The organism is Tepidimonas sp. HKU77, from assembly GCF_049728535.1.
Classification (GTDB): Bacteria; Pseudomonadota; Gammaproteobacteria; order Burkholderiales; family Burkholderiaceae_C; genus Tepidimonas.
In genome coordinates this window covers 796,585-821,963 of the sequence record NZ_CP187300.1, presented here as the reverse complement: position 1 = coordinate 821,963, position 25,379 = coordinate 796,585, and the positions used below count along the sequence as shown (strand labels likewise).

The following is a 25,379-nucleotide window of genomic DNA, read 5'->3' as shown; positions in this document are numbered from 1 at the left end:
TGCGCCAGACGGCAGTGCTCGACGAACGCGCCCTGAGGCGTCCAACAAACGAACCCATGCCCACGATTATGGACAACATCGACCCCTCACGCCAGTCGGAACCCACCGATGCTGCCCAGCGCAAGCAGCAGTGGCGCCAGCGTCTGGTGGCCGAGCGGCTGCGACTGTCCGATCGACTCGCGCGCAACGAGGCGCTGCAGCGCGTCATGCGGGTGTGGATGGTGGGTCGCACCGACACGGTGGTGGGGGCGTACTGGCCGATCAAGGGGGAGTTCGATCCGCTGCCCGCGCTGCACCGCTGGCAGGAGGCGGCCGATGTCGACGACGCCGCCCGCGCGCGGCAGCGCCGCCGCATCGGGTTGCCGGTCATCGACAAGGTGGCGCGCACGCTGCGCTTTCACGTCTGGTACCCGGGCTGCCCGATGGAGGAGGACGCCTACGGCATCCCCAAGCCCAAGGATACCGAGGTGGTGCAGCCCACGCTGCTGTTCGTGCCCTGCGTGGGCTACGGGCCGGGCGGTACGCGGCTCGGCTACGGCGGGGGTTTTTACGACCGCACACTGGCCTCGCTGCAGCCGCGGCCGTTTACCGTCGGGCTGGCCTATGCGCACGGCTTCGTGCCGTGGTTGCAGCCCGAGCCGCACGACGTGCCGCTGGACGCCATCCTGACCGAGCAAGGCGTGGCGTGGCCCGTGACCGACGATTGAGGCGCGAAAACTGCGCGCCACACTCACATGTTGCGCCGGTACTGGCCCCCCACCTCGAACAAGGCTTGCGTGATTTGCCCCAGCGAGCAGCAGCGCACGGCGTCCATCAGCACCTCGAACACGTTGCGGTTGTCGATCGCGGCGTCTTTCAGGCGCTGCAGCATCGCCGGGGCTTCGTGCGCGTGGCGGGCGTGGAAGTCGCGCAGGCGCGCGAGTTGCGACTGCTTTTCTTCTTCGGTCGAGCGCGCCAGCTCCAGCGCCTCGGGGATGGGATCGCCGTGCGGGTTACGGAAAGTGTTGACGCCGATGATGGGCAGCTCACCGGTGTGCTTGAGCATCTCGTAGTGCATGCTCTCGTCTTGGATTTTGCCGCGCTGGTAGCCGGTCTCCATCGCGCCCAGCACGCCCCCGCGCTCGGCGATGCGCTCGAACTCTTGGAGCACCGCTTCTTCCACCAGTTCGGTCAGCTCTTCGATGATGAAGGCGCCCTGGTTGGGGTTTTCGTTCTTGGCCAGGCCCCACTCACGGTTGATGATGAGCTGAATCGCCATCGCGCGGCGCACCGACTCCTCGGTCGGCGTGGTGATGGCTTCGTCGTAGGCGTTGGTGTGCAGGCTGTTGCAGTTGTCGTAGATGGCAATCAGCGCCTGCAGCGTGGTGCGAATGTCGTTGAAGGCGATTTCTTGCGCGTGCAGGCTGCGGCCGCTGGTCTGGATGTGGTATTTCAGCTTTTGGCTGCGCTCGTTGGCCCCGTACTTGTCGCGCATGGCCACGGCCCAAATGCGCCGCGCGACCCGACCCAGCACGGTGTACTCCGGGTCCATGCCGTTGCTGAAGAAAAAGCTCAGGTTGGGCGCGAAGTCGTCGATGTGCATGCCGCGCGCCAGATACGACTCCACGTAGGTGAAGCCGTTGGCGAGCGTGAAGGCGAGCTGGCTGATCGGGTTGGCGCCCGCCTCGGCGATGTGGTAGCCGCTGATCGAGACCGAGTAGAAATTGCGCACGTTGTGGTGGACGAAATATTCTTGGATGTCGCCCATCACCTTCAGGCTGAACTCGGTGCTGAAGATGCAGGTGTTTTGGCCTTGGTCTTCCTTGAGGATGTCGGCCTGCACCGTGCCGCGCACGTTGGCCAACACCCACTCGCGGATCTTGGCGATTTCGGTGTCGGTCGGCTCGCGGCCGTTGTCGGCGCGGAATTTGTCGATCTGCTGGTCGATGGCGGTGTTGAAAAACATCGCGAGGATCGTCGGAGCGGGACCGTTGATGGTCATCGACACCGAGGTCGCCGGGTCGCACAGGTCGAAGCCCGAATACAGCACCTTCATGTCGTCCAGCGTGGCGATCGACACGCCGGAGTTGCCGATCTTGCCGTAGATGTCTGGGCGCGGATCGGGGTCGTGGCCGTAGAGCGTGACCGAATCGAACGCGGTGGACAGCCGCTTGGCCGGCATGCCCTCCGACAGCAGCTTGAAGCGCCGGTTGGTGCGAAAGGCGTCGCCCTCACCGGCGAACATGCGCGTCGGGTCTTCGCCCTCGCGCTTGAAGGCGAACACTCCAGCGGTGTACGGGAAGGAGCCGGGGACGTTTTCCAGCATCAGCCACCGCAGCAGCTCGCCGTGGTCCTCGTACTTGGGCAGGGCCACCTTGCGGATTTTGTTGCCCGACAGCGTGGTGTGCACCAGCCGCGTGCGGATCTCCTTGTCGCGGATCTTGACCACGTACTCGTCGCCCGCATAGGCCTTTTGCATGTCGGGCCACTGCTGCAGCAGCTTGCGCGCGTCGGCGTCGAGCCGCTGTTCGCGCTGCGTCGCGAGTTCGAGCGCCGCCTCGGCTGCCTTGGGGCGCTGCGGTTTGTCGACGCTGAGCATGGCGGCGGCGGCGCGCAACTGCTGCACCTCGCGCGCCAACGTGGCTTGCTGGCGCACGCGGCGTTTGTAGGCGCGCACGGTGTCGGCAATCTCGGCCAGGTAGCGGCTGCGCTGTGGCGGCACGATCGCGTGCAACTGGCTGCTGTGGCGCGTGCTCACGCGCGGCAGCCGGCCGCCGTCCGCACCCAGTGGCAGCGTCAGGCCCAACTCGGCCAGGCGCGGCAGCAGCGCCTGATACAAGGCGGTCACGCCATCGTCGTTGAAGCGCGCCGCCATCGTGCCGAAGACCGGCATCTCCTCGGGCCGCTTGCCCCATGCTTCGCGATTGCGCTGCACCTGTTTGGCCACGTCGCGCAGCGCGTCGAGCGCGCCCTTGCGGTCGAACTTGTTGATCGCCACGAACTCGGCGAAGTCGAGCATGTCGATCTTCTCGAGCTGGCTGGCCGCACCAAACTCGGGCGTCATCACATACAGCGGCACGTCCACGTGCGGCACGATGGCGGCATCGCCCTGGCCGATGCCAGAAGTCTCAACGATGACGAGGTCAAAGCCCGCCACCTTGCACGCCGCCACCACGTCGGGCAGCGCGGCCGAGATCTCGCTGCCCGCCTCGCGCGTGGCCAGGCTGCGCATGTACACACGTGCGCCTTGCTGCCAGGGGCCGATCGCGTTCATGCGGATACGGTCGCCCAGCAGCGCGCCGCCACTCTTGCGGCGGCTGGGGTCGATGCTGACGACCGCAATGCGCAGCGCATCGTCTTGGTCCAGCCGCAGGCGCCGGATCAGCTCGTCGGTCAGGCTCGATTTACCGGCTCCGCCCGTACCGGTGATGCCCAGCACCGGCACGCGCGCGCTGGCTGCCGCTTCGTGCAGTTGCGTGCGCAAGCCGGGGTCGGCTTGGCCGCTTTCCAGCGCCGTGATGAGCTGCGCCAGCGCGCGCCAGGCGGCGTCCGTGTGGCCGCGGATGGCCTCCAGCGATGTCGGCGCGTAGACCGACAGGTCGCGGTCGCAGCGCATCACCATCTCGCCGATCATGCCCTGCAGGCCCATGCGCTGGCCGTCTTCGGGGCTGTAGATGCGCGCCACGCCATAGTCCATCAGCTCGCGGATTTCGCTGGGCACGATCACGCCGCCGCCGCCGCCGAAGACCAGCACGTGCTCGCCGCCGCGCGCGCGCAACTGATCGACCATGTATTTGAAATATTCGACGTGCCCGCCCTGGTAAGAGCTCACGGCGATGCCCTGCGCGTCTTCCTGCAATGCCGCGGTCACCACCTCGTCCACCGAGCGGTTGTGGCCCAGGTGGATCACCTCCGCGCCCATGCTCTGCAGGATGCGGCGCATGATGTTGATGGCCGCGTCGTGCCCGTCGAACAGGCTGGCGGCGGTGACGAAGCGCACCTTGTGCGTTGGGCGGTAGTTGGCCAAGGCCTGATAGTCGGCAGACAACTGGGTCATGCAGGTCTCCTCGGGGTGGCTGGGCGGCGGCACGCGCGACGGCGTTCGTGTTTGACGTTTACGTAAACGTCAATATTACCCGAGTCCGCGCGGCTCGCCAACCGGGTTGGCCCGGTCCGGGAGGGGCATCGCCCACGTGCGCGGGTCTTGGCAGCCCGGACCGTTTGTCATACCATACCGGGTATATACCTTTCCATGTTTGGCATGTCATGACCGCCGTCCACGACCCCGAGCGAAAAAAGGCCCTGTTGCTGCGCCTGCGGCGCGTGGAAGGGCAGCTGCGCGGCATCCAGCGCCTGATCGAGGCCGATACCGATTGTGAGAAGGTGGCGCAACAGTTGGCGGCTGCCCGCAAGGCGCTGGACAAATCGTTTTTCATGATGGTGGGCTGCGTCATGGCCCAGGGTGACACACCGCCCGACGACGTGGCCGAGCTGCTGTCGCGCTTTGCGTAACCGGGGGTCGTCGCTACCATGGCGGACATGGACCCGATCCAGCTCTTCGACCCCGACTCCTGCACCTACACCTACGTATTGTTCGACGAGGCGTCGCGCGAGGCGCTCATCATCGACCCCGTGGATGTGCAGCTCGAGCGCGATTTGACCGTGCTGCGTGAGCACGACTTGCGGCTGCGCTGGGTGCTCGAGACGCATGCCCACGCCGACCACATCACCAGCGCGCTGCGGCTGGCCGAGCACACCGGCGCCCTCACGGCCGCCCCGGCTGCCTGCGGCATCGCCACCGTGCACCGCCCCTTGCAGCACGGCGACGAGGTGACGTTCGGTTCCCAGCGCGTGCGCGCGCTGGCCACCCCGGGCCACACCGCAGGCAGTATGAGCTACTTTTGGGAGCGTGCCACGAGCCAGGGGGTGCAGCGGCACGTCTTCACCGGCGACACGCTGCTCATCGACGGCTGTGGGCGCACCGACTTTCAGTCGGGCGACGCGGCGGCGCTCTACCGCAGCATCACCGAGGTGCTGTTCGCCCTGCCCGACGATACCGTGGTCTGGCCGGGGCACGACTACCAGGGGCGCACGCACTCCACCATTGGGCACGAGAAGGCGCACAACGCCCGCGTGGCCGGGCGCACGCTCGACGAGTTCGTCGCGTTGATGAACGGCTTGAACCTGCCGCGCCCCCGCCGCATGGATGAGGCGGTGCCGGCCAACCTGCATGGCGGCATCCGGCACGACGCGGACGGCGCGGCACTGGACGCACCCCAGCCCGCCGACGGCTATGCGGGCGATGTCCCACCCGCCGTGGCGTGGGATTGGGTGCAGCAGGGCCGCGCCGTGCTGGTGGACGTGCGTACCGACGCCGAGCGCGAGTGGGTGGGTTACGTGCCGGGTGCGGTGCCGCTGGCGTGGAAGCAGTGGCCCGGCATGCAGCCCAACCCAGGCTTCGATGACGGTGTGCGCTCACTGCTGCGCGGCGACGGCCGACCGTTGCTGATGCTGTGTCGCAGCGGCGCGCGCTCGATCGCGGCGGCACGGCGCGCCACCGAGCTGGGCGCCACCGCCTACAACGTGCTGGAGGGCTTCGAGGGCGATTTGGACGAACATGGCCAGCGCGGACGTCGCGGCGGCTGGCGCTACCGTGGTCTGCCGTGGCGGCAGAACTGAGCGGTGGCGGCAGGTGACACCGGCCTTCCGAGGCCGGGTTTATGATGGCGGCATGACAGCGCCGCCGCCGAACGTCCCGGTTTTTGCTTCCCCGACCCCTGCGCATGGCCCAGCCGTATCGGGAGGCACCGCCCTGTTGGCGCTCGACGTGGGCAACACGCGCCTGAAGTGGGCGCTGTACGAGGCGCCGCGCCCCGGTGCGCGATTGCTGGCGCACGGGGTGCAATTCCTGGAAAACATCGAAACCCTGGCCGAAGGCGACTGGCGCGCCCTGCGCGCGCCGCACTGGGTGCTGGGCAGCATCGTCGCCGGTGCTGGCGTGCGCCACCGGGTGGAAGAACAGCTCGAACTCTGGGATGCACCGGTGCATTGGGTGGTGCCCAGCGCGACCGAGGCTGGACTCGTCAACGGCTACGACCATCCGGCGCGCCTGGGGTCGGACCGCTGGGTGGCCATGATCGGTGCGCGCCAGCGGCTGCTCGCGCGCGGACAGCGGCGGCCCTGCGTGGTGGTCATGGTCGGCACGGCGGTGACGGTAGAAGCCATCGACGCCGAGGGCCGCTTTCTGGGTGGCTTGATCTTGCCTGGCCACGGCATCATGCTGCGGGCGCTCGAGTCCGGTACGGCCGGGCTGCACGTGCCCACCGGCGAGGTGCGCGCGTTCCCCACCAACACCAGCGATGCACTGACGAGCGGCGGCACGTATGCCATCGCCGGGGCGGTGCAGCGCATGGTAGACAATTTGCGTGCCCACACCGGGCAGGAGCCAGTATGCCTGATGACCGGTGGCGCCGGCTGGAAGATGGCGCCGCACATGACGGTGCCGTTCGAGCTGGTCGAGGGGCTGATCTTCGACGGGCTGCTGGCGATTGCGCGCGAGCGCTATGGCAACGCGCAGGCACCGGTGCCCCCCGCGCCAGCGCGTCGGCCGTGAGCGCTCGGTACGCGCAGCGTCACTGGCCGCGCGCCAGCCAGCGCTGCGCCAGCCGCACCCAGAACGTCGCGCCCAGCGGAATCAACGCATCGTTGAAGTCGTAGTGCGGGTTGTGCAGCGTGCACGGCCCCGCGTCGTGCCCCGGCCCGTGTGCGTGCCGGTGGCTGCCATCGCCGTTGCCGATGAACACATACGCCCCTGGCTTGGCTTGCAGCATGTACGCGAAGTCCTCGGCGCCCATGGTGGGCTCTTGCGCCACGACGTGGTCTGCTCCCACGATGTCGCGCATCACCTCGGCGGCAAAGGCGGCTTGCGCCTCATGGTTGATGGTGGGCGGGTAGTTGCGCCGGAACTCGAACGTCGCCTCGGCGCCGAACGCGGCGCAGATCTGGCTGGACAGCTCGCGCATGCGCGTCTCGATCAAATCCAGTGCAGGCAGCGAGAAGGTGCGCACCGTGCCCCGTATCTCGCAGGTGTCGGGGATGACGTTGGTCGCCTCGCCCGCGTGGATCATCGTGACCGAAATGACCCCAGGCTCCACCGGGCGCAGGTTGCGTGTGAGGATGGTCTGAAACGCCTGCACGAGTTGGCACGCCACCGGGACCGGGTCGATCGCATGGTGCGGCAGCGCCGCATGGCCGCCGCGGCCGCGCACCGTGATGGCAAATTCGTTGCTGGAGGCCATCACCGGCCCGGGGCTGACGGCAAAGTGGCCCACGGGCAGCCCCGGCCAGTTGTGCATGCCAAAGACGGCCTCCATGGGGAAGCGCTCGAACAGCCCGTCGGCGATCATCTCGCGCGCGCCGCCACCGCCTTCCTCGGCGGGCTGGAAAATCAGGTACACCGTGCCGTCGAAGTCGCGCTGCTGGGCCAGGTATTGCGCGGCGGCCAGCAGCATCGCGGTGTGGCCGTCGTGCCCGCACGCGTGCATGCGCCCGGGGTAGCGGCTGGCGTGCTCGAACGTGTTGCGCTCCGTCATCGGCAGTGCGTCCATGTCCGCGCGCAGCCCCAGCGCTCGCCCACAGGCGCCGCCATCGCGCCCGTGGACGATACCGACCACCCCCGTCTTGCCCAGACCCCGGTGGATCGAGATGCCCCACTGCGTCAGCAGCGCGGCCACGCGGTCGGCGGTGCGCACCTCCTCGAAGCACAGTTCCGGGTGCGCGTGCAGATCGCGCCGGATGGCAGTCATGGCCGCTGCCTGCTGGACGATGGGTTCGATCAGTTTCATAGAGGGGATGCTAGCGCGGATTGGGATGACTGTGGGCCTTGGCGTACCATGCACCCATGACCGTCACCACTGATGCACCGAGTGAGCCGAAGACCATCCGGGGCGCCTGCCCGCACGATTGCCCCGACACCTGTGCGCTGTTGACCACGGTGCGCGCGGGGCGCGCCGTGCATCTGCAGGGCAACCCCGACCATCCGCAGACGGCCGGCGTGCTGTGCACCAAGGTCAGCCGTTATCTGGAGCGGGTCTATCACCCCGAGCGTTTGTTGCAGCCGCTGCGTCGCGTGGGCCGCAAGGGCGAGGGCCGCTTCGAGCCCGTCGGCTGGGACGAGGCACTCGACGACATCGCTGCCCGCCTGGGGGCGCTGGCCGCGCACGACCCGCAAACCATCCTGCCCTACAGCTACGCGGGCACCATGGGTCTGGTGCAGGGCGAGTCGATGGCGGCGCGGTTTTTTCATCGCTTGGGCGCGTCGCTGCTGGACCGCACCATCTGCTCCAGTGCTGGCGCGGCGGCGCTGGAGGCCACGATCGGCGCCAAGGTTGGCATGCGCGTGGAGCATTTCGCCGACAGCCGCCTGATCCTCATTTGGGGCAGCAACAGCGTGGGCAGCAACCTGCACTTCTGGCGCTACGCGCAGCAGGCCAAGCGTGCGGGGGCGCGGCTGGTGTGCATCGACCCGCGGCGCAGCGAAACTGCCGACAAGTGCCACGACCACCTGGCCCTGCTACCGGGCACGGACGCCGCGCTGGCCTACGCGCTGATGCACGAGTGCATCGTGCACGGTTGGGTGGACGAGGACTACGTGCAGCACCACACGCTCGGCTGGCCTGCGCTGCGCGAGCGCGCCTTGCAATGGCCGCCGGCGCGCGCGGCGGCTGTTTGCGGTCTGCCCGTGGCGCAAATCCAAGCGTTGGCGCAGCACATTGGCGCGTGTGTGCAGCAGCGCCAGCCCGTCGCCATCCGGCTCAACTACGGCATGCAGCGCACGCGCGGTGGCGGCAACGCGGTGCGTGCCATCGCCTGCTTGCCCGCAGTCATCGGCGCGTGGCGTTACCGGGCAGGGGGGGTGCTGTTGTCCAGCTCGGGTTGGTACCCCGTGCAACGCGACGCGCTACAGCGCCCCGATTTGCTGCTGCGCAGTCCGTGCCCGCAGCCGCGCACGCTCAACATGAGCACGCTGGGGCAGCTCCTGTGCCATCCCGGCGACGCCCACTTCGGCCCGCCGGTGCAAGCGCTCGTCGTTTACAACAGCAACCCGGCGGCGGTCGCCCCGCAATCGGGCGAAGTGGTGCGCGGGCTGGCGCGCGAGGATCTGTTCACCGTGGTGCTCGAGCAATTCCTGACCGACACCGCCGATACCGCCGACTACGTGCTGCCCGCGACCACGCAGCTCGAGCACTGGGACATCCACCTCAGCTACGGCCACACCGACGTGCTGCTCAATCGGCCCGCGATCGAACCCTTGGGTTTGGCGCGGCCCAATACCTGGGTGTTTCGGCAGCTCGCGCAGCGTCTCGGGTTCGATGAACCCTGCTTTGCCGATGACGACCTCGCGTTGTGCCGCCAGGCGTTTGGTGACGCGATCGATTTCGACGCGTTGCTGGGTCGGGGCTGGGTGTCGTTGCCGGTGCCCGACGCCCCGTTTGCCGACGGGGGCTTTCCCACCCCATCGGGTCGGTGCGAATTCGCGAGCGATCGCTTGGCAGCGCTCGGGCTGGACCCGCTGCCTGAGGTACTGCCCAACCACGAGCCCGCCGGTGCCGATCCACGCTACCCCCTGGCGATGATCTCGCCCCCGGCGCGGCACTTCCTCAACTCGACCTTCGTCAACGTCGTCTCACTGCGCGATGCCGAGGGCGAGCCGTTGCTGGACATCCACCCCGACGACGCCGCTGCGCGTGGCATCGCCGACGGTGACTGGGTGGAGGCGTTCAACGACCGGGGTTGCTGCCGCCTGCGCGCCCGGGTCGGCACACGCACCCGTCCCGGGGTGGTGGTGGGGCTGGGCATTTGGTGGCGCAAACTCAGCCCCAGTGGCACCAACGTCAACGAACTGACCAGCCAGGCACTCACCGATCTGGGCCGCGCGCCCACGTTCTACGACTGCGCCGTCGACGTGCGGCGCGTCGATTGAGGCACCAGCGCGCCGTCAGGCCAGCGAATCGACCAGTGCTGCGTAGCGCTGCATCGCGTCCTCGCGCGCCACGCCCTTGAGCTTGTTCCAGGCGTCCCACTTGGCGCGCGCCACCACATCGGTCAGGCTGGGCTTCGGGGTCGTGTTGTCCCCTTCCGTCGCCTGCTTGTACAGCGCGTACAGTTGCAGCAGGGTGTTGTTGTCGGGGCGCTGGGTCAGGGTTTTGACGCGTTGCAGCGCGGTGTCGAAGGCAGCTTGGGTTGGGTTATCCATACTGCAATGATACGAACGTTCGTTCGAATATTCAACTGCTGCCCGCTGGCGGCCATCAGCGCGCAGGAGCCGACAGACCTGGGATCGGGGGATAGGCCGGCGCAGGCGGGGGCGCGTCGGAACGGGTGCCGTCCCGACGCGGTGGGGCAGGGGCGCCCACCCCGGCGGGTGCGGGTGCCGCGCCTTTGCCCGGCGCCGAATCTCTCCCTCGCGCGAGCTCGCTGCCCCAGCTCGTGCCGTTGACGCGCAAGCCCTGCACCGATAGCGCCTCGGCCCTCTTCGGCCCCAGGCCGGACACCCGGGCTTGCAGATCGGCCCAATCGCGAAACGGCTGCTGCTGGCGCGCATGCACGATGCGCTCGGCCATGACGGGTCCCACGCCTTTGAGCGTCTGCAACTGCGCAGCGGTGGCCGTGTTGGCCTCCAGCCATGCGGCCCAAAGGGGCGTTGGTAGGGCCGCGCAAGCCGACAAACACCACCACCCCAAGAGCGCCGCCACCCGTTGGGTGGTATGGCGCATCCGTCTTCTCATCCAAGACTTCACCCCGAGTCCCACCCTTCCTCCTTGGTTGTCGTGCAGCCAAAGCCGCGATCGGGCCTGGTGCTGCCGCGCCTTGTCTGGCCGCGCGATGTTTCCTCCCTACGGGCGCAGCAGTTCCTCCAGCGTCTGCGCCGAGAGGATCTTCTCCAGGCAACGCTCCAGCTGCTCGTCGCTGGCAGTGGTGGGGTCGATGGTAGCGTTGAGCCTGCTGCGGCGCAACCAGCTGCCCAAGCTCGAATGCCGCCAGCGCCACGTCGCCCAGCATGCGCAGCGCCATCTGGCCCTGCCAGCCTCGCTGGGCGCAAGACCCTGTTCCCATTGCGCACGCGCTACACTCCGCGCCGATCAGTCTCAGGACCCAACCATGACCATCCTCGTCACCGGCGGCGCCGGCTTCATTGGCAGCAATTTCGTGCTCGACTGGCTGCGTCGGCATGACGAACCCGTCGTCAATCTGGACAAACTCACTTACGCGGGCAACCGCGAAAACCTCGCCAGCCTGGAGGGGGATGCACGGCACCATTTCGTGCACGGCGACATTGGCGACCGTGCGTTGGTCGAGCGCCTGCTGACCGAGCACCGGCCGCGCGCGGTGCTGCACTTTGCGGCTGAAAGCCACGTCGACCGCTCCATCCACGGACCCGAGGACTTTATTCAGACCAACGTCGTGGGCACCTTTCGCCTGTTGGAGGCGGTGCGCGCGTACTGGACGGCACTACCGGCGGCAGAGCAGGCGGCGTTTCGTTTCCTGCACGTGAGCACCGACGAGGTATTCGGCTCACTCGGCCCGCACGACCCGCCGTTTGCCGAAACCCACCGCTACGAGCCCAACAGCCCGTATTCGGCGAGCAAAGCCGCCAGCGACCATCTGGTGCGCGCCTGGCACCACACCTACGGGCTGCCAGTGCTCACCACCAACTGCTCCAACAACTACGGGCCCTACCACTTCCCGGAAAAGCTCATTCCGCTCATGATCGTCAACGCCCTGGCGGGCAAGCCGCTGCCCGTCTATGGCGACGGCCAGCAAGTGCGCGACTGGCTCTACGTTGGCGACCACTGCGCGGCCATCCGGCGCGTGCTGCAGGCCGGCCGCGTGGGCGAGACGTACAACATCGGCGGTCACAACGAGCGCACCAACCTCGACGTGGTGCGCACGATCTGCCGACTGCTCGATGCGCTCGCGCCCGCCCCGGCGCGCGGCGTGTGCGATGTGCGTAGCGGTGCGCCGGTGCAGCGCTACGAGCAGCTCATCACCTTCGTGACCGACCGCCCCGGGCACGACCGCCGCTACGCCATGGACGCGCGCAAAATCGAGCGCGAATTGGACTGGCGCCCGGCCGAAACCTTCGACAGCGGCCTGCGCAAGACCGTCCAGTGGTACCTGGACCATCCCGACTGGGTGCAGCGCGTGCAAAGCGGCGCCTATCGAGCATGGGTGCAGCGGCAGTACGGCCAGGAATCGTTGGCATGACGGCCCCCGTCATCCTGCTGTTGGGCAAAGACGGCCAGGTCGGCTGGGAGCTGCAGCGCAGCCTGGGGGTCATCGGTGACGTCGTGGCGCTGGGCCGCGCGGGCGCGAGCGTCCCCGGGATCGATGCGCCGCTGTGTGGGGACTTGACCGACCTCGACGGTATATCCCGGACCGTCCAGGCATTGCGGCCGGCGGTCATCGTCAACGCGGCGGCCTACACCGCCGTGGACCAGGCCGAGGCCGAGCCGGCGCGTGCCCACCGCATCAATGCCGAGGCCCCGAGCGTGTTGGCGCAGGCGGCCGCGGACGTTAGGGCGTGGCTCGTGCACTACAGCACCGACTATGTGTTCGACGGCAGCGGCGACCGGCCGTGGCGCGAGGACGACGCGCCCGCCCCGCTCAACGTCTATGGCCGCACCAAATGGGCAGGCGAGCAGGCCATTCGCGCCAGCGGCTGCCGCCACCTCATCCTGCGCACGCAATGGGTGTATGGCGTGCAGGGCGGTAATTTCGCCCGCACCATGCTGCGCCTGGCGCAGACGCGCGAGCGACTGACGGTGGTGGCCGACCAGATGGGTGCGCCCACGGGGGCCGACCTCATCGCCGACGTCACCGTCCACGCGCTGCGCCACGCGCTGGCCACGGGGCAGGGCAGCGGCACCTACCACCTGGCGGCGGCTGGGGTCACGTCGTGGCACGGCTACGCGTGCGTGCTGATCGAAGAGGCCCGGCGGCGCTGGCCCGACGCGCCGTGGCGCGTGCAGGCCATCGACCCGATTCCGAGCAGCGCCTACCCCACACCGGCCCAGCGTCCACGCAACAGTCGGCTCGATACCACACGCTTGCGCCAGACGTTCGGCCTGCACCTGCCGCCGTGGGAGTCCGGCGTGCGGCGTTGGGTGTCGTCTGTTTGCGCCGACCAGGGAATCACCTCGTGATCGTATGAATATTCGAAGCACTTTGCGCAAAGGCATCATCCTCGCGGGCGGCTCGGGCACCCGCTTGCATCCCGCTACGCTCGCGGTCAGCAAGCAGTTGCTGCCGGTGTACGACAAACCCATGGTGTATTACCCCTTGAGCACGCTCATGCTGGCGGGCATCCGCGACGTGCTCGTCATCAGCACGCCACAAGACACCTCCCGTTTCGCGCAACTGCTGGGCGATGGCAGCCAATGGGGCATGAATCTGCAGTATGCCGTGCAGCCCAGCCCCGACGGACTGGCGCAAGCCTTCATCATCGGTGCCGACTTCGTCTCGGGTCAACCCAGCGCCTTGGTGCTGGGTGACAACATCTTCTACGGCCACGACTTGCAAGTGCTGTTGCAAGCCGCCAACGCCCAGGCGAGTGGCGCCACCGTCTTTGCCTACCACGTGCAAGACCCCGAACGCTACGGCGTGGTCGCCTTCGACGCGCAGGGGCGGGCGCTCAGCATCGAAGAAAAGCCCCAGCGTCCCCGGTCGAACTATGCCGTCACGGGCTTGTACTTTTACGACGAGCAGGTGGTCGACATCGCCCGCGCCGTGCGGCCCAGCGCCCGCGGCGAGTTGGAAATCACCTCCGTCAACCAAGCGTACCTGGAGCGCGGACAGCTCAACGTCCAGATCATGAAGCGCGGCTACGCCTGGCTCGACACCGGCACCCACGACAGCCTGCTCGATGCCGGCCACTTCATCGCCACGCTCGAGCGCCGCCAGGGGCTCAAAGTCGCCTGCCCCGAGGAAATCGCCTGGAGAGCCGGTTGGATCGACGACGCACAGCTGCAGCGCCTGGCTGCGCCGCTGGGCAAGACCGGCTACGGCCGCTACCTGCTGTCGCTGCTGGGGTGAGCCACATGCCCGTCACCGTCACCCCTACCGCGATCGCCGACGTGCTCATCCTCGAACCCCGGGTCTTTGGCGATGCGCGCGGCTTTTTTTTCGAGAGCTTCAACCTGCGCGACTTCGAGGCCGCCACGGGCCTGCAGGGCGTCACCTTCGTGCAGGACAACCACAGCCGCAGCGCGCGCGGCGTGCTGCGCGGCCTGCACTACCAAGTTCCCCCGCACGCGCAGGGCAAGCTCGTGCGCGTGGTGCGCGGTGCCGTCTTCGACGTGGCGGTCGACATCCGCCCCGACTCGCCCACCTACGGGCGCTGGGTCGGCGTCGAGCTCAGCGAATCCAACCACCGCCAACTTTGGATACCGCCGGGCCTCGCGCACGGCTTTCTGACACTCAGCGACGAGGCCGACTTCCTCTACAAAACCACCGACTACTACAGCCCCGCCCACGAGCGCTGCATCCGCTGGGACGACCCGACGCTGGCCATCGAGTGGCCGCTGGGGGGGAGGGCGCCTGTGGTTTCCGAGAAGGACGCCCGGGGCCAACCGTTCGGCGCGGCGGCCGATCGGTGACATTGCTCGGGGCCGCCTCCCGTTGATCGGTGCCAGTGTCACCGACGTAGCGACCAGCGTAACGCAAAGAGGAGTGTGCTACACTGAAACTCCTATATGAATATTCGTCGCATCGTCATCCCGCTGGACGCCGCCGCGCCGCACGTGGAGCAGCTGCGGGCGCTGCAGCGCGCGTTCGCCGACGCGTGCAACCTGCTCGCGCCAATGGTACGGGATCATCGGTGCTGGAACCGCGTCGCACTGCACCACCTGGCCTATCGCTCGTTGCGTGAGGCCATGCCCGAGCTGGGCTCGCAGATGGCGTGCAACGCCATTTACTCGGTGTGCCGAGCGGCGCGGTTCGTTTTTCAACACCCGAGCAGCCCTTTTCACGTCAGCCGCTGGGGTGAACGGCCGCTGCCCCTGCTGCGGTTTGCCCCCAATTGTCCGGTCTACTTTGATCGCCACACGCTCAGCCTGCGCAATGGGCGGGTGTCGTTATTCACGCTCGAAGGTCGTTTGCGCTTCGATGTGGGATTGAGCGCTGATGATGAACGGGCGTTTCGCGCCCTGCGCTTGCGTGAAGTGATGCTCACCAGCGGTGTCGACGGGCGTTACTACTTGACGTTTGTGTTGCAAGAAGACGAGCACGAGTCGTCGGGTGAACGAAGCTCGCCCAAACGGGTGGCAGAGGCGTCCAGCGATTGGCCGGAATATCTCATGGTCGAGGAAGCGCAATGACCCCTATTCAGAAGTCGTCCGAGCTCGCTCAAGCGGTGCGAGATCTCTTGCCATCGATTCGCCGTGCGTGGATTTATGCCACCGTCGCTTCACTGCTCATCTTCGCCCCAACGTTTTACATGTTCGAGGTGTACGGGCGTGTGCTCAACAGCCGCAGCGTCACCACGCTCGCCATGCTGACCCTGGCGGTGCTGCTGGTCTACGTCGTGATGGAAGTGTTGGAATGGTCCCGGTCGGAGATCATGCGCGAGGCGGGACACTGGTTCGACGAGCGACTCGTGCCCCGCGTGATCGATGCCATTCATGTGCTCAATCTTCAGCGTGGCGGGGCGGGCCAAATACAAGCCCTGAACGATTTGCGCACGGTGCGCGATTTTTTTCATCATCCCGCGGTGGCCGCCGTCATGGAAGCGCCGGTGGGCATCGTCTTTTTGTTGGTGCTGTTTTTGATTCACCCCATCTGGGGTTGGGCAGCGCTGATTGGTGCGGTGTTGCAGGTGGGTTTGGCGTGGTGGAACGAGTCGACGACGCGGCCACCGCTGACGCAGGCCAACCGCACCGCGATTGCCGCGCAGCAGTCCGCTGACGGCATGCTGCGCAATGCCGAGGTCGTGGAGGCCATGGGCATGATGCGCGCGCTACACGGGCGATGGTGGCGCCTGCAGCAGGAATTTTTGCGCTTACAGGCGCTGGCATCGGATCGCGCCGGGGTCTTCGCGGCCATCACCAAATGGGTGCAGACCGTGTGGGGCTCCTTGCTGCTGGGTCTGGGCGCGTGGCTGGTGCTCGAGAACGTGCTGCCCGGTGGGGCCGCGATGATGATCGTCGGCTCGGTATTGGCGGCACGCGTGTTGGCCCCTCTCGTGCAGCTCGTGACCCAGTGGCGGGGTGTGGTCGGTGCCCGCGACGCCTGGCAGCGCCTGGAGCAGTTGCTGCAACAAGTCCCACCCCAGCCGCCCGTCATGTCGCTGCCTGCGCCGCGCGGTGCGCTCAGCGTCGAGGGGGTGATCGTGGCTCCCCCCGGCACCCAGGTCCCTATTCTACGCGGCGTGGCCTTTGCCTTGCAGCCCGGTGAGGCGCTCGCGGTGGTTGGGCCCTCAGGGTCGGGCAAAACGACACTAGCGCGCGCGCTGGTGGGGCTGTGGCCCTCGGCGGGGGGCAAAGTGCGCCTCGACGGCGCAGACGTCTACGCGTGGCCCAAGGCCGAGCTGGGCCCCTACCTCGGCTACCTCCCTCAGGGGGTCGATCTCATTGAGGGCACGATCGCCGAGAACATCGCCCGCTTCGGCGACGTAGACACGCCCCGTGTGCGAGAGGCTGCGCGCTTGGTCGGGCTGGACGCGTTCATCGAATCCCTGCCCCAGGGCTATGACACCCCGGTCGGACCCGAGGGCGTCAACCTCTCTGGCGGCCAGCGGCAGCGCATCGCGCTGGCGCGAGCGCTCTACGGCGATCCGGTGCTTGTGGTATTGGACGAGCCCAACGCCAGCCTGGACGAAGCGGGGGATGCCGCCCTGGTCAACGCCATTCGCACCCTTAAAGCGCGCGGCACGACGTTCGTGGTCATCACGCACCGAACGAGTGTCTTGGTCGCCATCGACAAGATCCTCGTGTTGGCCGATGGAATGACCAAAGCATTTGGCCCGCGTGACGATGTCCTGGCTGCTTTGCGTCGTGCCCAGTTACCTGCGGAAGCCGGTTCGACCGCTGCCGCCCCACAACCGTTGGTGAAACCCGCATGAGCTTTTCCGACACCGCCCAGCGCTCCGAATTGCGCGCCTCGCTGTGGGCCTTTCGGCGCGAATTCTATGTGGTCGCACTTTTCAGCATGATTGCCAATGTGCTCATGCTGACTCCCACGCTGTACATGTTGCAGGTGTTCGACCGCGTCATGGTCAGCCGCAGCGAGCTGACCTTGCTGGTGGTCTCGATCATTGCGCTGGCGCTCTTGGCCATCATGGCGGTGACCGAATGGATGCGCTCGCGCGTGTTGGTTCGCGTGGGCATGCGCATCGACGATATGCTCAGCACCCGCGTCTTTCAGGCCGCTTTCGATGCCAGTCTGCGTCCGAATGCAGCCAGACAGGGCCGGGCCTTTGCCGATCTGACGGAACTGCGCCAATTCATCACTGGCAATGGGGTGTTTGCATTTTTTGATCTGCCGTGGATGCCGATTTATACCGCGGTGCTGTTCATCATGCACCCGCTCTTGGGATGGCTGGCCATTGGATTCGCCTGCGTTCAGGGTGGGTTGGCATGGGCCAGCCAACGGCTCATTCAGCAGCCTAGCGAGCGCCTGATGCTGGCGCAAGGCGACGAAGCGCGCACCCTGCAAAACAAGCTGCGCAACGCCGAGGCGGTCGAGTCCATGGGCATGCTCAAAGGGCTCAAGCAGCGCTGGCTGCAAAGGCATGCCGACGTCCTTCTGCAACATGGCCAAACACAGGGCTTACAGCACCGGCTCACCGCCATCAGCAAATTCGTGCGTTACAGCCAACAGTCCTTGGTGCTGGGGGCGGGCGCCCTGCTGGCGATCGAAGGCGAATTGACCCCCGGGGCGATGATCGCGGCTAACGTGCTCGCGGGGCGCGCCCTGGCGCCGATCGACCTGTTGGTGTCTACGTGGCGCTCGTTTGCCAGCGCTCGCGCCGCGTTTGCCCGTCTGGAACAGCTGCTCGCCACCCACCCTCCCCGAGACCCAGCGCTGCGCTACGTGGCGCCCAAAGGCGACGTCGAACTGCGCGGTGTCGCCGCCCGCGCTGCAGGAAGGATGTCCCCCATTCTCCAAGACATCAACCTGACCTTCGCGCCGGGGACCGTGACTGTGATCATGGGACCGTCAGGCTCTGGCAAATCGACGCTGGCGCGCGTCATCATCGGCATTTGGCCACAGGTCGAAGGCGAGGTGTTGTTGGATGACAAGCCCATCCGAGACTGGAGTCGCGACGACATTGGTCCCTTCATCGGCTACCTGCCGCAAGACGTCGAGCTGTTCGACGGCACAATCGCCCAAAACATCGCCCGCATGGGCGAGCCTGACCCCGAGCGCGTCATCGAAGCCGCCCAGATCACAGGGTTGCACGCCGTGATTCTGCGCTTTCCGAAAGGCTACGACACCCCGATGGGCGAGGCCGGCCAGCTCCTGTCGGGCGGGCAACGGCAACGCGTGGCGTTGGCGCGCGCGCTCTACGGCCAGCCCTCCCTCATCGTGCTGGATGAGCCCAACGCCAACCTCGACGACGCGGGCGAAGCCGCGCTGCAAAAGGCGCTTGCAACCTTGAAGACCATGGGCAAAACCGTGGTGGTTATTTCGCACCGCCCGGGCGTGCTGGCGGTCGCCGATCGCATCGTCTTGATGCGCGATGGCCGCGTGGTGGACGCCGGTGAGCGCGATGCGGTGCTGCGCCGACTGCAGGGCGCTGCCGCCCCCGCTCCGTCGCAACCCTTGCCGGACCCTGATGACCGCGCCGCAGCACCCGCCTAATGCCCCTTGTCGACGACTACCATGAGCAAAACACCTCCCATGAAAACCCACGAAGTCATCACAAAACCCGCCGACGTCGGGAACGATGCAGTGCTGGGGGCGCCGACCACCGTGCGGCCCCCCAGCCGTGCCGCGCGCATTGGCGCACTGGCCCTCGTGCTGGGGTTTGGGGCATTCTTGGCTTGGGCGGCGTTTGCCCCCTTGGACGAAGGCGTACCCACCCACGGCACCATTGCGCTGGACACCAAGCGCAAGGCTGTACAGCACCCCACCGGCGGCATCGTGCGCGAGATCCACGTGCGCGAGGGTGATGTCGTTCAAACCGATCAACTGCTGTTCGTGCTCGATGCGGCCATCTCTCGCGCCAACTACGAATCGGTGCGGCAGCGCTACCTGGGGCTGCGTGCCATGCAGGGTCGCCTGTTGGCAGAGCAGGCGGGCGCCGGTCGTATCGATTGGCACCCCGACTTGCTGGCGGCGCAGGATGACCCGTGGATTAGCTCGCAGATGATGGCGCAAGAGCAGCTGTTTCGCTCGCGCCGCGCCGCGCTGCAAGCGGAGTTGCAGGCCATCGAGGAGTCGATTCAGGGCCAACAAGCGCTGCTCAAGGCGCTGCGCGAGGCGCTGCCCAACCGACAGCAACAGCTCGCGCTGCTGCAAGAAGACTTGCGCAACATCAGCGCGCTCGCGGCCGAGGGCTACGCGCCCCGGGTGCGACAGTCCGAGCTGCAGCGGCAAGTGGCGGAACTACAAGCCAGTTTGTCCGAGCTGCAGGGCAACATCGCGCGCGTGCAGCGCGCCATCGCCGAGCTGCAGCAACGCGCCCAAGTGCGGCAACAAGACTATCGCAAAGAGGTCGAAGCCGATCTGACCCGTGTCAACCTGGACGTACAGGCCGATGCCGAGCGCTACGTCGCGGCCAAAGCCGACCTGGACCGCACCTACATCCGGGCGCCCGCTGCGGGCCAGGTCGTCGGCTTGGGCGTGCAAACCGTGGGCGCAGTGATTCAGCCGGGACAAAAACTCATGGACATCGTCCCCGAAAACGAGCCGCTGCTCATCGAAGCCAAGCTCGAGCCGCACCTGATCGACCGGGTGCGCGAGGGGCTAAAGACCGACATCCGGTTTTCGGTGTTTTCGCACTCGCCGCAGCTCGTGGTGGAGGGGGAGGTGATCTCCGTCTCCAAAGACCTGCTGGCCGACCCCCACACTGGCGTGCCATATTACCTGCTGCGCGTAGCGGTGACGCCCCAAGGCATGCAAACGCTGGGCGCGCGCCGCCTGCAGCCCGGCATGCCGGCCGAAGTCATTGTCAAGACGGGGGAGCGCTCGCTGCTGACCTACCTACTCAGCCCGCTGACGCGGCGGGTCGCTGCCAGCCTGACCGAGGAGTAAACCGTGCTCACACCGTTGCTGGCGCCGCTCGTGCGCCGACCCCTTCCCTGGTTGCTGTGGGCCTTATTGGCCGCACCGGCGGCCCACGGCATGGGCCTGGCCGAGGCGCACCGGCTAGCGTTGCAAAACGATGCCACGCTGCGCGCCGCCCGCGCCGCTGCCGACGTCCAGCGCGAGCGTCTGCCTCTGGCGCAGGCCCAGCTGCTGCCCAACGTGGCCTTGGGCGCCAGCCGCGTCTACAACGACCTTTCTCGCACCGCCTCCGACTTTTTGGGCCGACCGCAGCGCATCGACGAGCAATATCCCAGCTACAACGCGACGCTGTCGATCCGCCAGCCCCTGTACCGGCCAGCGCTGCGCGCCGGTGTCGAACAAGCGCGATCGGTGGTCGCCGACGCGGAAGCGGTGCTTGCCGCGGAGACCAACCGCCTGGCCGAGCGGGTTACCGCAGCGTACCTGGAGGCGCTGCTCAACCAAGACCAGCTTGAGCTCGTCCTCAAGCAGCAACAGGTGGCGTTGCGCCAGCTCGACGCCGCCGAAAAAGCCTGGAGGGTGGGCACGGGCATACGCACGGACATCGACGAGATACAAGCCCGGCTTGACCTTTTGCGTGCCGACGAGCTGCGCGCGCGCCAAGCGCACGACATGGCGCGCCGTCAGCTGGAAAACCTCACCGGCGTGAGCGCGTCTACCCTGTGGCCACTGGCGCCCGAACGACTGGTGCTCGAACCCCCGCAACCGTCCACACTGGCCGAGTGGCAGGCCGCTGCCGAAGCCAACAGCCCCGAACTCGCGGCACTGCGCGCCCGCCGCGATGCCGCCCGGCAAGAGATCGAACGCGCCCGTGCCGGCCACTTGCCCACGCTGGATGCCGTGGCACAGATCACGCGCAGCGCCAGCGAAAACGTCACCACCCCTAGCTCCAGCTACACCAACCGACTCATCGGGCTGCAGCTCAACGTGCCGCTCTATGCCGGGGGGGCGGTCGATGCCAGCGTGCGCCAAGCCGTGGCCGAACTCACCCGGGTCGAGGAAACCTTAGAGGCTACGCGCCGCGACCTCGGCCTGCGCGTGCACCGAGAATTTCGTGCCGTCACCGAAGGCGTTGCGCGCATTCGTGCCCTCGAGCAAGCCCTGCGCTCCGCCGATCAAGTCGTTACCGCCAACCGCCGCTCGTACGAGGCCGGCACGCGTACCGTGCTGGATGTCCTCAACGCCGAGCAGCAGCGCCAGTCCGTGCTGCGTGACCTGGCGCAGGCGCGCTATGAATACCTCCTGGCGCGTGTGCGGCTGGTCAGTTTATCGGGTGGCGATGTAGAAGGCACGATCGCGGGGGTCGATGGCGTGCTGCGGGGCGCGCAATAAAATTGCAAAAAAACGAAAAGGGAATTGGGCATCACTGATACCGGGCACGAACGCAAGTGCCGAGTCAGGCAAGATATTTCAATGTCTGTCACAAAAACAGTCACCGTTTCCATTGTTAGCCATGGTCATGGCGACATGATTCCCCTCCTGCTGCAAGATCTGGCGCAGCACGGGGCCACTGCTATCCATCGAGTGGTAGTGACGTTGAATATCCCTGAGCCGACACTGTTGCGGTGGATCACGAGTAGCTCGTGGCCTTTTTTTGTGCGTGTGTTGCAGAACGACCGTGCGCAGGGATTTGCGGCCAACCATAATCAATCCTTTGCCGAGTGTGACACGGAATATTTTTGTGTGATGAATCCGGATATTCACCTAATCGGGAACCCGTTTCCCGCCCTCATCGAGCGTCTGCAAGATGGGCGCGTGGGATGTGCTTACCCCATGCAGACCGATGGGCGAGGGCCGGCCAAAGACCTTGCACGAGAGGTGCCCTCTCCGCGGGGGTTGTTTCGCCGCTATGTTCCTTGGGGTAAATCGCAAGAAGCCCCCAAACACTGGATCAATGGTTCCTTTATGTTGTTTCCATCTGTTGTCTTCAAAGCCATAGGTGGCTTCGATGAACGCTATTATATGTATTGTGAGGACGTCGATCTGTGCCTGCGTATGCGCGCTCAGGGATGGCAGATTGCGGTGGCTACAAAGGCGATAGTACGGCATTCACCAAGGCGCGCGAGCCACCGCCACTGGCAGCATTTCTGGTGGCATTTGCAAAGTCTGTGGATGCTTTGGCATACACCCCATTATCGTGCTGTAATCAGCAAGCCCGTTCGATCTGTATGGCGATGACTTTCATTGCTTCCACCCGTCAAGGACTATATCTCTACCGACTATGGCTGAGACGGGAGATTCACGGTCGTTACCGTGGCTCCATGTTGGGGGTGGCATGGACATTGATTCAGCCAGTGCTGCAGTTAATGCTTTTTACCCTCGTGTTTCATGAATTCATGGGCATTAGATGGCCTATCGATGGGATGAGCGGAACTGCTACGGGCGTAGGATACTACATTGTGCAGGTCTTCGTGGGGTTGGCTGTGTTCAATTTTACGGCAGAGGTTTTGAACCGGTCGCCGCAAGCGATCCTCTCGCATGCCAATCTAGTGACAAAGGTTCGCTTTCCCGTGGTGCTACTACCGGTGGTAACCGTAGGCGCTGCAGCGGTGCAAGCCGTCTTAAGCTTGATTTTGGTTATGCTAACTGCCCCTTTTTGGGGAAAAGTGACACTCGCGTGGGTCGCTGTACCCGCCATTGTGGCTATTTTGGCCGTTTATGTCGTCGGATTGGCGTGGTGCCTTGCTGCGCTTGGTGTGTATGTGCGCGATACCGCGCAGATTATCCCCTTGGTGAGTTCGGCCCTTCTGTTTATTTCACCCGTATTTTATCCCGGTAGTTTTTTTCCTCCATCTTGGGATTGGTTGCTATGGGCAAATCCCGTCGCGTGGGCAATGGAGGCCGTGCGCTCGACATTGATGTTGGGGCGGCTATCGGATATTTCCTTGCTTTTCTGGCATGGCGTTTCTGCGCTTGGATTTGCCGCCGTGGGATACCTGTGGTTCCAGCGGCTACGTGAAGGGTTTTCTGATGTGCTCTGACTGGGTCATCGAAGCTGAGCAAATCGGTAAGTGCTATCGGGTTTTTCAGCGACCGATCGATAGGCTTCTGAATGCCTTGTGGCCACGGGCCGCAAGTGTTGGAAAAGATTTTTGGGCGCTTCGAGATGTGAGCTTTCGCCTGGCTCGCGGCCAGGCGATGGGAATCGTCGGTCTGAATGGCGCAGGCAAATCGACGCTATTACAGCTCGTCGCAGGCACCCTTGCCCCGAGCGAGGGGCGCATGCAAGTTCATGGACGCGTTGCGGCACTGCTGGAACTTGGGTCGGGCTTCAACCCAGAGTTTACTGGACGTGAAAATATTTATTTGAACGCAGTGACGTTGGGATTGAGTGAACAAGAGATCGCCCAGCGGATGGATGCGATCATCGATTTTTCTGGTATCGGTCACCATATCGATCAGCCCGTCAAGACGTACTCAAGCGGGATGTACGTCCGTCTGGCGTTTTCGATCGCCACGAGCGTCGATCCCGATATCCTCATCGTCGATGAGGCGTTATCGGTCGGTGACGGTGCGTTTGCGCGCAAGTCATTTGATCGTATTATGGAGATTCGGCAGCGTGGTGCAACCATTCTGTTTTGCAGCCATGCGCTTTACCACGTCGAAATCTTCTGCGATACCGCCATGTGGCTGCACGAGGGTCGGGTGCGTGAGCAGGGAGAGGTCAGCCGAGTGTTAGCGAAATATCAAGAATTTCTTGATCAATCGACCGGACAATTGTCCGACGCGAAGGGTCGATTGCACGAAGAGGAAGCACCAACCAATCCGCTCCATGCGCCTCCCTCGCCACGTGGTCATGCCAGGTTAGAAGCGGTGCGTGTTTTTCTCGATGGACAAATGGGGGATGAGCTTTATGGTCGCAGTGGTGAATCGAATTTGCGAGTAGAGATTGATGTGGAAAGTGATCCTGATATCCCGACCCCAACCGTGGCAGTCGTGGTTTCTGCGGAATCTGGGCGTATTCTAGCTACCCAATTTTCTCTCGATAGCGGGCGTCCTTTGTTGCGCGATCGAAAGGGGCGTTTAACCGCGATTATGGAGTGTGATCGTCTTCCATTCAACAAAGGTCGGTACCGCATCGGCGCTTACGTTCTGTGTGAGCGCGGGATGCACGTCTACCAGTGGATCGACCCCGTTGCTCACGTCAATCTTCATCGTGATACGCCGGATCTAGGATTCTTTGTCTGGGAGGGCCGTTGGTTGTCCAAGGCAAGCCGCGAGTGCGACTAGAGGCCGACCGATAGCTGATCAGAGGGAAGCGGAGGAGCTGAACCAGGAGGCCAATCGTTCGAACCGCCGTGGCCAAGCGTTCAGCGCACAAAAACTTTGGCGGATAGTTTCATGCGATGCTGCCTTCGCGATGGCTTTCAGCTCTTGTGCCGTGGGTTGCGTATCGAAGAATAAAACCTGATCGTCGACGCCGCGATTCGCCATCGTTCCAAATCTTGTGCTCAGAACCCCCAGTCCTGCCGCACGGTATTCGTAATATTTTACGGGATCGACATGTTGCGTGAGCGAATTGCTCAAGAACGGAATCAGGCCGATGTCGGCTTCCTCCAACACGGTGGGGAGTTCCTCGTGCGGCAAGGGGCCGCAAAGAACCACGTTGGAGGGTGTGTCAGGGGGAGGCTTGCGGTAACAGGGGCCGTACAAACGGATGGGTGAAAATGGAAAACGCCTGGCGAGGGCGGTGACCACGTCCCAGTCGAACCAGTCTGCAATCACGCCGACATAGACGAAGCGCGGCGGTCGATCGATGGTGGACACCCGTTTAGCCGAGTGATTCGGAGGAGGTGGTTCCAGTCCGTTAGGGATTACGTTGACGCGAGGATCATTTGGATCGATTCCCAACCGAAACAGTAATGAGGGCGCCGAGACCACCACGCGTGTGCAGCACGTGGCGAGAAAGGCTTCGCAATGAGACAGCCAACGCTTAGATGCTCCGCTGCTAAACTCCGGTACGGCATCCATGACGTCGAACATCGTGGGGCGGTTGGCGTATCGACGACATAGGGTCAGCGCCAATGCACAGGGCTTGGCGAGTACTAGCCAGGTGTGCTCGTCGACCCAACGGTCGAGCTGGCGGATCGCGGAACGTTGCAGGCGGCCAT

General features: G+C 65.4%; 23 protein-coding genes and 1 pseudogene. 18 read left to right on the top strand and 6 right to left on the bottom strand.

All coding sequences use genetic code 11. The features are described 5' to 3' along the window. The first annotated feature begins 68 nt into the window (after window positions 1–68). A complete protein-coding gene (locus ACPP3B_RS03910) occupies window positions 69–707 on the top strand; it encodes a 5-formyltetrahydrofolate cyclo-ligase (RefSeq protein ID WP_299020187.1) in 639 nt (212 codons plus the stop codon). Between the two features lie 23 nt (window positions 708–730). Here the strand turns inward: ACPP3B_RS03910 and icmF are convergent, their stop codons facing one another. Further along, a complete protein-coding gene (icmF, locus tag ACPP3B_RS03905; protein WP_424859790.1) occupies window positions 731–4,036 on the bottom strand; it encodes a fused isobutyryl-CoA mutase/GTPase IcmF in 3,306 nt (1,101 codons plus the stop codon). A 209-nt stretch (window positions 4,037–4,245) separates the two neighbouring features. Between icmF and ACPP3B_RS03900 the strand changes: the two genes are divergently transcribed. The 4 genes and pseudogenes from ACPP3B_RS03900 (at window position 4,246) to ACPP3B_RS03885 (ending at window position 6,592) form a co-directional block, all read left to right on the top strand. Beyond that, window positions 4,246–4,491, top strand: coding sequence for a metal-sensitive transcriptional regulator (locus ACPP3B_RS03900; RefSeq protein ID WP_314225891.1), 246 nt, complete (start codon window positions 4,246–4,248; stop codon window positions 4,489–4,491). Window positions 4,492–4,518: 27 nt separating this feature from the next. Beyond that, window positions 4,519–5,223, top strand: a pseudogene (locus ACPP3B_RS03895) (MBL fold metallo-hydrolase); the annotation flags it as partial. Between the two features lie 72 nt (window positions 5,224–5,295). Next, on the top strand, window positions 5,296–5,658 hold the full coding sequence (locus tag ACPP3B_RS03890; protein WP_424860137.1) for a rhodanese-like domain-containing protein: 363 nt from the start codon (window positions 5,296–5,298) through the stop codon (window positions 5,656–5,658). Between the two features lie 52 nt (window positions 5,659–5,710). Then, window positions 5,711–6,592 (top strand): type III pantothenate kinase, encoded by an 882-nt coding sequence (locus tag ACPP3B_RS03885; RefSeq protein ID WP_424859789.1) that lies wholly within the window; start codon window positions 5,711–5,713, stop codon window positions 6,590–6,592. Window positions 6,593–6,611: 19 nt separating this feature from the next. On the opposite strand, the gene ACPP3B_RS03880 is transcribed toward ACPP3B_RS03885, so the two are convergent. Then, entirely contained in the window at window positions 6,612–7,823 is a 1,212-nt protein-coding gene (locus ACPP3B_RS03880) for a M20 aminoacylase family protein (RefSeq protein WP_424859788.1), read from the bottom strand. A gap of 56 nt (window positions 7,824–7,879) precedes the next feature. On the opposite strand from ACPP3B_RS03880, the gene ACPP3B_RS03875 reads away from it, so the two are divergent. Beyond that, window positions 7,880–9,961, top strand: a complete 2,082-nt coding sequence (locus ACPP3B_RS03875; RefSeq protein ID WP_424859787.1) for a molybdopterin-containing oxidoreductase family protein — start codon at window positions 7,880–7,882, stop codon at window positions 9,959–9,961. Between the two features lie 15 nt (window positions 9,962–9,976). Here the strand turns inward: ACPP3B_RS03875 and ACPP3B_RS03870 are convergent, their stop codons facing one another. From ACPP3B_RS03870 to ACPP3B_RS03860, 3 genes are all read right to left on the bottom strand, one after another. Continuing rightward, window positions 9,977–10,234 (bottom strand): acyl-CoA-binding protein, encoded by a 258-nt coding sequence (locus tag ACPP3B_RS03870; protein ID WP_058615462.1) that lies wholly within the window; start codon window positions 10,232–10,234, stop codon window positions 9,977–9,979. 55 nt (window positions 10,235–10,289) lie between these two features. Further along, entirely contained in the window at window positions 10,290–10,754 is a 465-nt protein-coding gene (locus tag ACPP3B_RS03865) for a ComEA family DNA-binding protein (RefSeq protein ID WP_424859786.1), read from the bottom strand. A 120-nt stretch (window positions 10,755–10,874) separates the two neighbouring features. Continuing rightward, entirely contained in the window at window positions 10,875–11,006 is a 132-nt protein-coding gene (locus tag ACPP3B_RS03860) for a hypothetical protein (protein WP_424859785.1), read from the bottom strand. Between the two features lie 133 nt (window positions 11,007–11,139). Between ACPP3B_RS03860 and rfbB the strand changes: the two genes are divergently transcribed. The 12 genes from rfbB to ACPP3B_RS03800 all read left to right on the top strand — a co-directional run bounded on the left by rfbB (window position 11,140) and on the right by ACPP3B_RS03800 (window position 24,498). Then, window positions 11,140–12,246 carry a dTDP-glucose 4,6-dehydratase gene (gene rfbB, locus ACPP3B_RS03855; RefSeq protein WP_424859784.1) on the top strand — a complete coding sequence of 369 codons (1,107 nt, stop codon included), beginning with the start codon at window positions 11,140–11,142 and terminating at the stop codon, window positions 12,244–12,246. Then, the gene (rfbD, locus tag ACPP3B_RS03850; protein WP_424859783.1) at window positions 12,243–13,184 is read left to right on the top strand and encodes a dTDP-4-dehydrorhamnose reductase; all 942 of its coding nucleotides are present in this window, start codon (window positions 12,243–12,245) and stop codon (window positions 13,182–13,184) included. The genes rfbB and rfbD overlap by 4 nt, the downstream gene beginning before the upstream one ends. Before the next feature lie 4 nt (window positions 13,185–13,188). Continuing rightward, window positions 13,189–14,073 carry a glucose-1-phosphate thymidylyltransferase RfbA gene (gene rfbA, locus ACPP3B_RS03845; RefSeq protein WP_424859782.1) on the top strand — a complete coding sequence of 295 codons (885 nt, stop codon included), beginning with the start codon at window positions 13,189–13,191 and terminating at the stop codon, window positions 14,071–14,073. A gap of 5 nt (window positions 14,074–14,078) precedes the next feature. Further along, window positions 14,079–14,636, top strand: coding sequence for a dTDP-4-dehydrorhamnose 3,5-epimerase (gene rfbC, locus ACPP3B_RS03840; protein ID WP_424859781.1), 558 nt, complete (start codon window positions 14,079–14,081; stop codon window positions 14,634–14,636). 96 nt (window positions 14,637–14,732) lie between these two features. Then, window positions 14,733–15,356: a hypothetical protein gene (locus tag ACPP3B_RS03835; protein ID WP_424859780.1), complete on the top strand. Its 624-nt coding sequence runs from the start codon at window positions 14,733–14,735 to the stop codon at window positions 15,354–15,356. 47 nt (window positions 15,357–15,403) lie between these two features. Further along, window positions 15,404–17,098 (top strand): type I secretion system permease/ATPase, encoded by a 1,695-nt coding sequence (locus tag ACPP3B_RS03830; RefSeq protein WP_424859779.1) that lies wholly within the window; start codon window positions 15,404–15,406, stop codon window positions 17,096–17,098. After that, window positions 17,095–18,840: a type I secretion system permease/ATPase gene (locus ACPP3B_RS03825; protein ID WP_424859778.1), complete on the top strand. Its 1,746-nt coding sequence runs from the start codon at window positions 17,095–17,097 to the stop codon at window positions 18,838–18,840. The genes ACPP3B_RS03830 and ACPP3B_RS03825 overlap by 4 nt, the downstream gene beginning before the upstream one ends. Window positions 18,841–18,879: 39 nt before the next feature. Continuing rightward, a complete protein-coding gene (locus tag ACPP3B_RS03820) occupies window positions 18,880–20,235 on the top strand; it encodes an HlyD family type I secretion periplasmic adaptor subunit (RefSeq protein ID WP_424859777.1) in 1,356 nt (451 codons plus the stop codon). Between the two features lie 3 nt (window positions 20,236–20,238). Next, window positions 20,239–21,600: a TolC family outer membrane protein gene (locus ACPP3B_RS03815; RefSeq protein WP_424859776.1), complete on the top strand. Its 1,362-nt coding sequence runs from the start codon at window positions 20,239–20,241 to the stop codon at window positions 21,598–21,600. A 24-nt stretch (window positions 21,601–21,624) separates the two neighbouring features. Next, complete coding sequence (locus tag ACPP3B_RS03810) at window positions 21,625–22,446, top strand: glycosyltransferase family 2 protein (RefSeq protein ID WP_424859775.1); 822 nt, start codon at window positions 21,625–21,627, stop codon at window positions 22,444–22,446. After that, window positions 22,443–23,249: an ABC transporter permease gene (locus ACPP3B_RS03805; protein WP_424859774.1), complete on the top strand. Its 807-nt coding sequence runs from the start codon at window positions 22,443–22,445 to the stop codon at window positions 23,247–23,249. The genes ACPP3B_RS03810 and ACPP3B_RS03805 overlap by 4 nt, the downstream gene beginning before the upstream one ends. Continuing rightward, window positions 23,167–24,498: an ABC transporter ATP-binding protein gene (locus ACPP3B_RS03800; RefSeq protein ID WP_424859773.1), complete on the top strand. Its 1,332-nt coding sequence runs from the start codon at window positions 23,167–23,169 to the stop codon at window positions 24,496–24,498. The genes ACPP3B_RS03805 and ACPP3B_RS03800 overlap by 83 nt, the downstream gene beginning before the upstream one ends. A gap of 18 nt (window positions 24,499–24,516) precedes the next feature. On the opposite strand, the gene ACPP3B_RS03795 is transcribed toward ACPP3B_RS03800, so the two are convergent. Beyond that, the gene (locus ACPP3B_RS03795; RefSeq protein WP_424859772.1) at window positions 24,517–25,035 is read right to left on the bottom strand and encodes a hypothetical protein; all 519 of its coding nucleotides are present in this window, start codon (window positions 25,033–25,035) and stop codon (window positions 24,517–24,519) included. Between the last annotated feature and the right edge of the window lie 344 nt (window positions 25,036–25,379).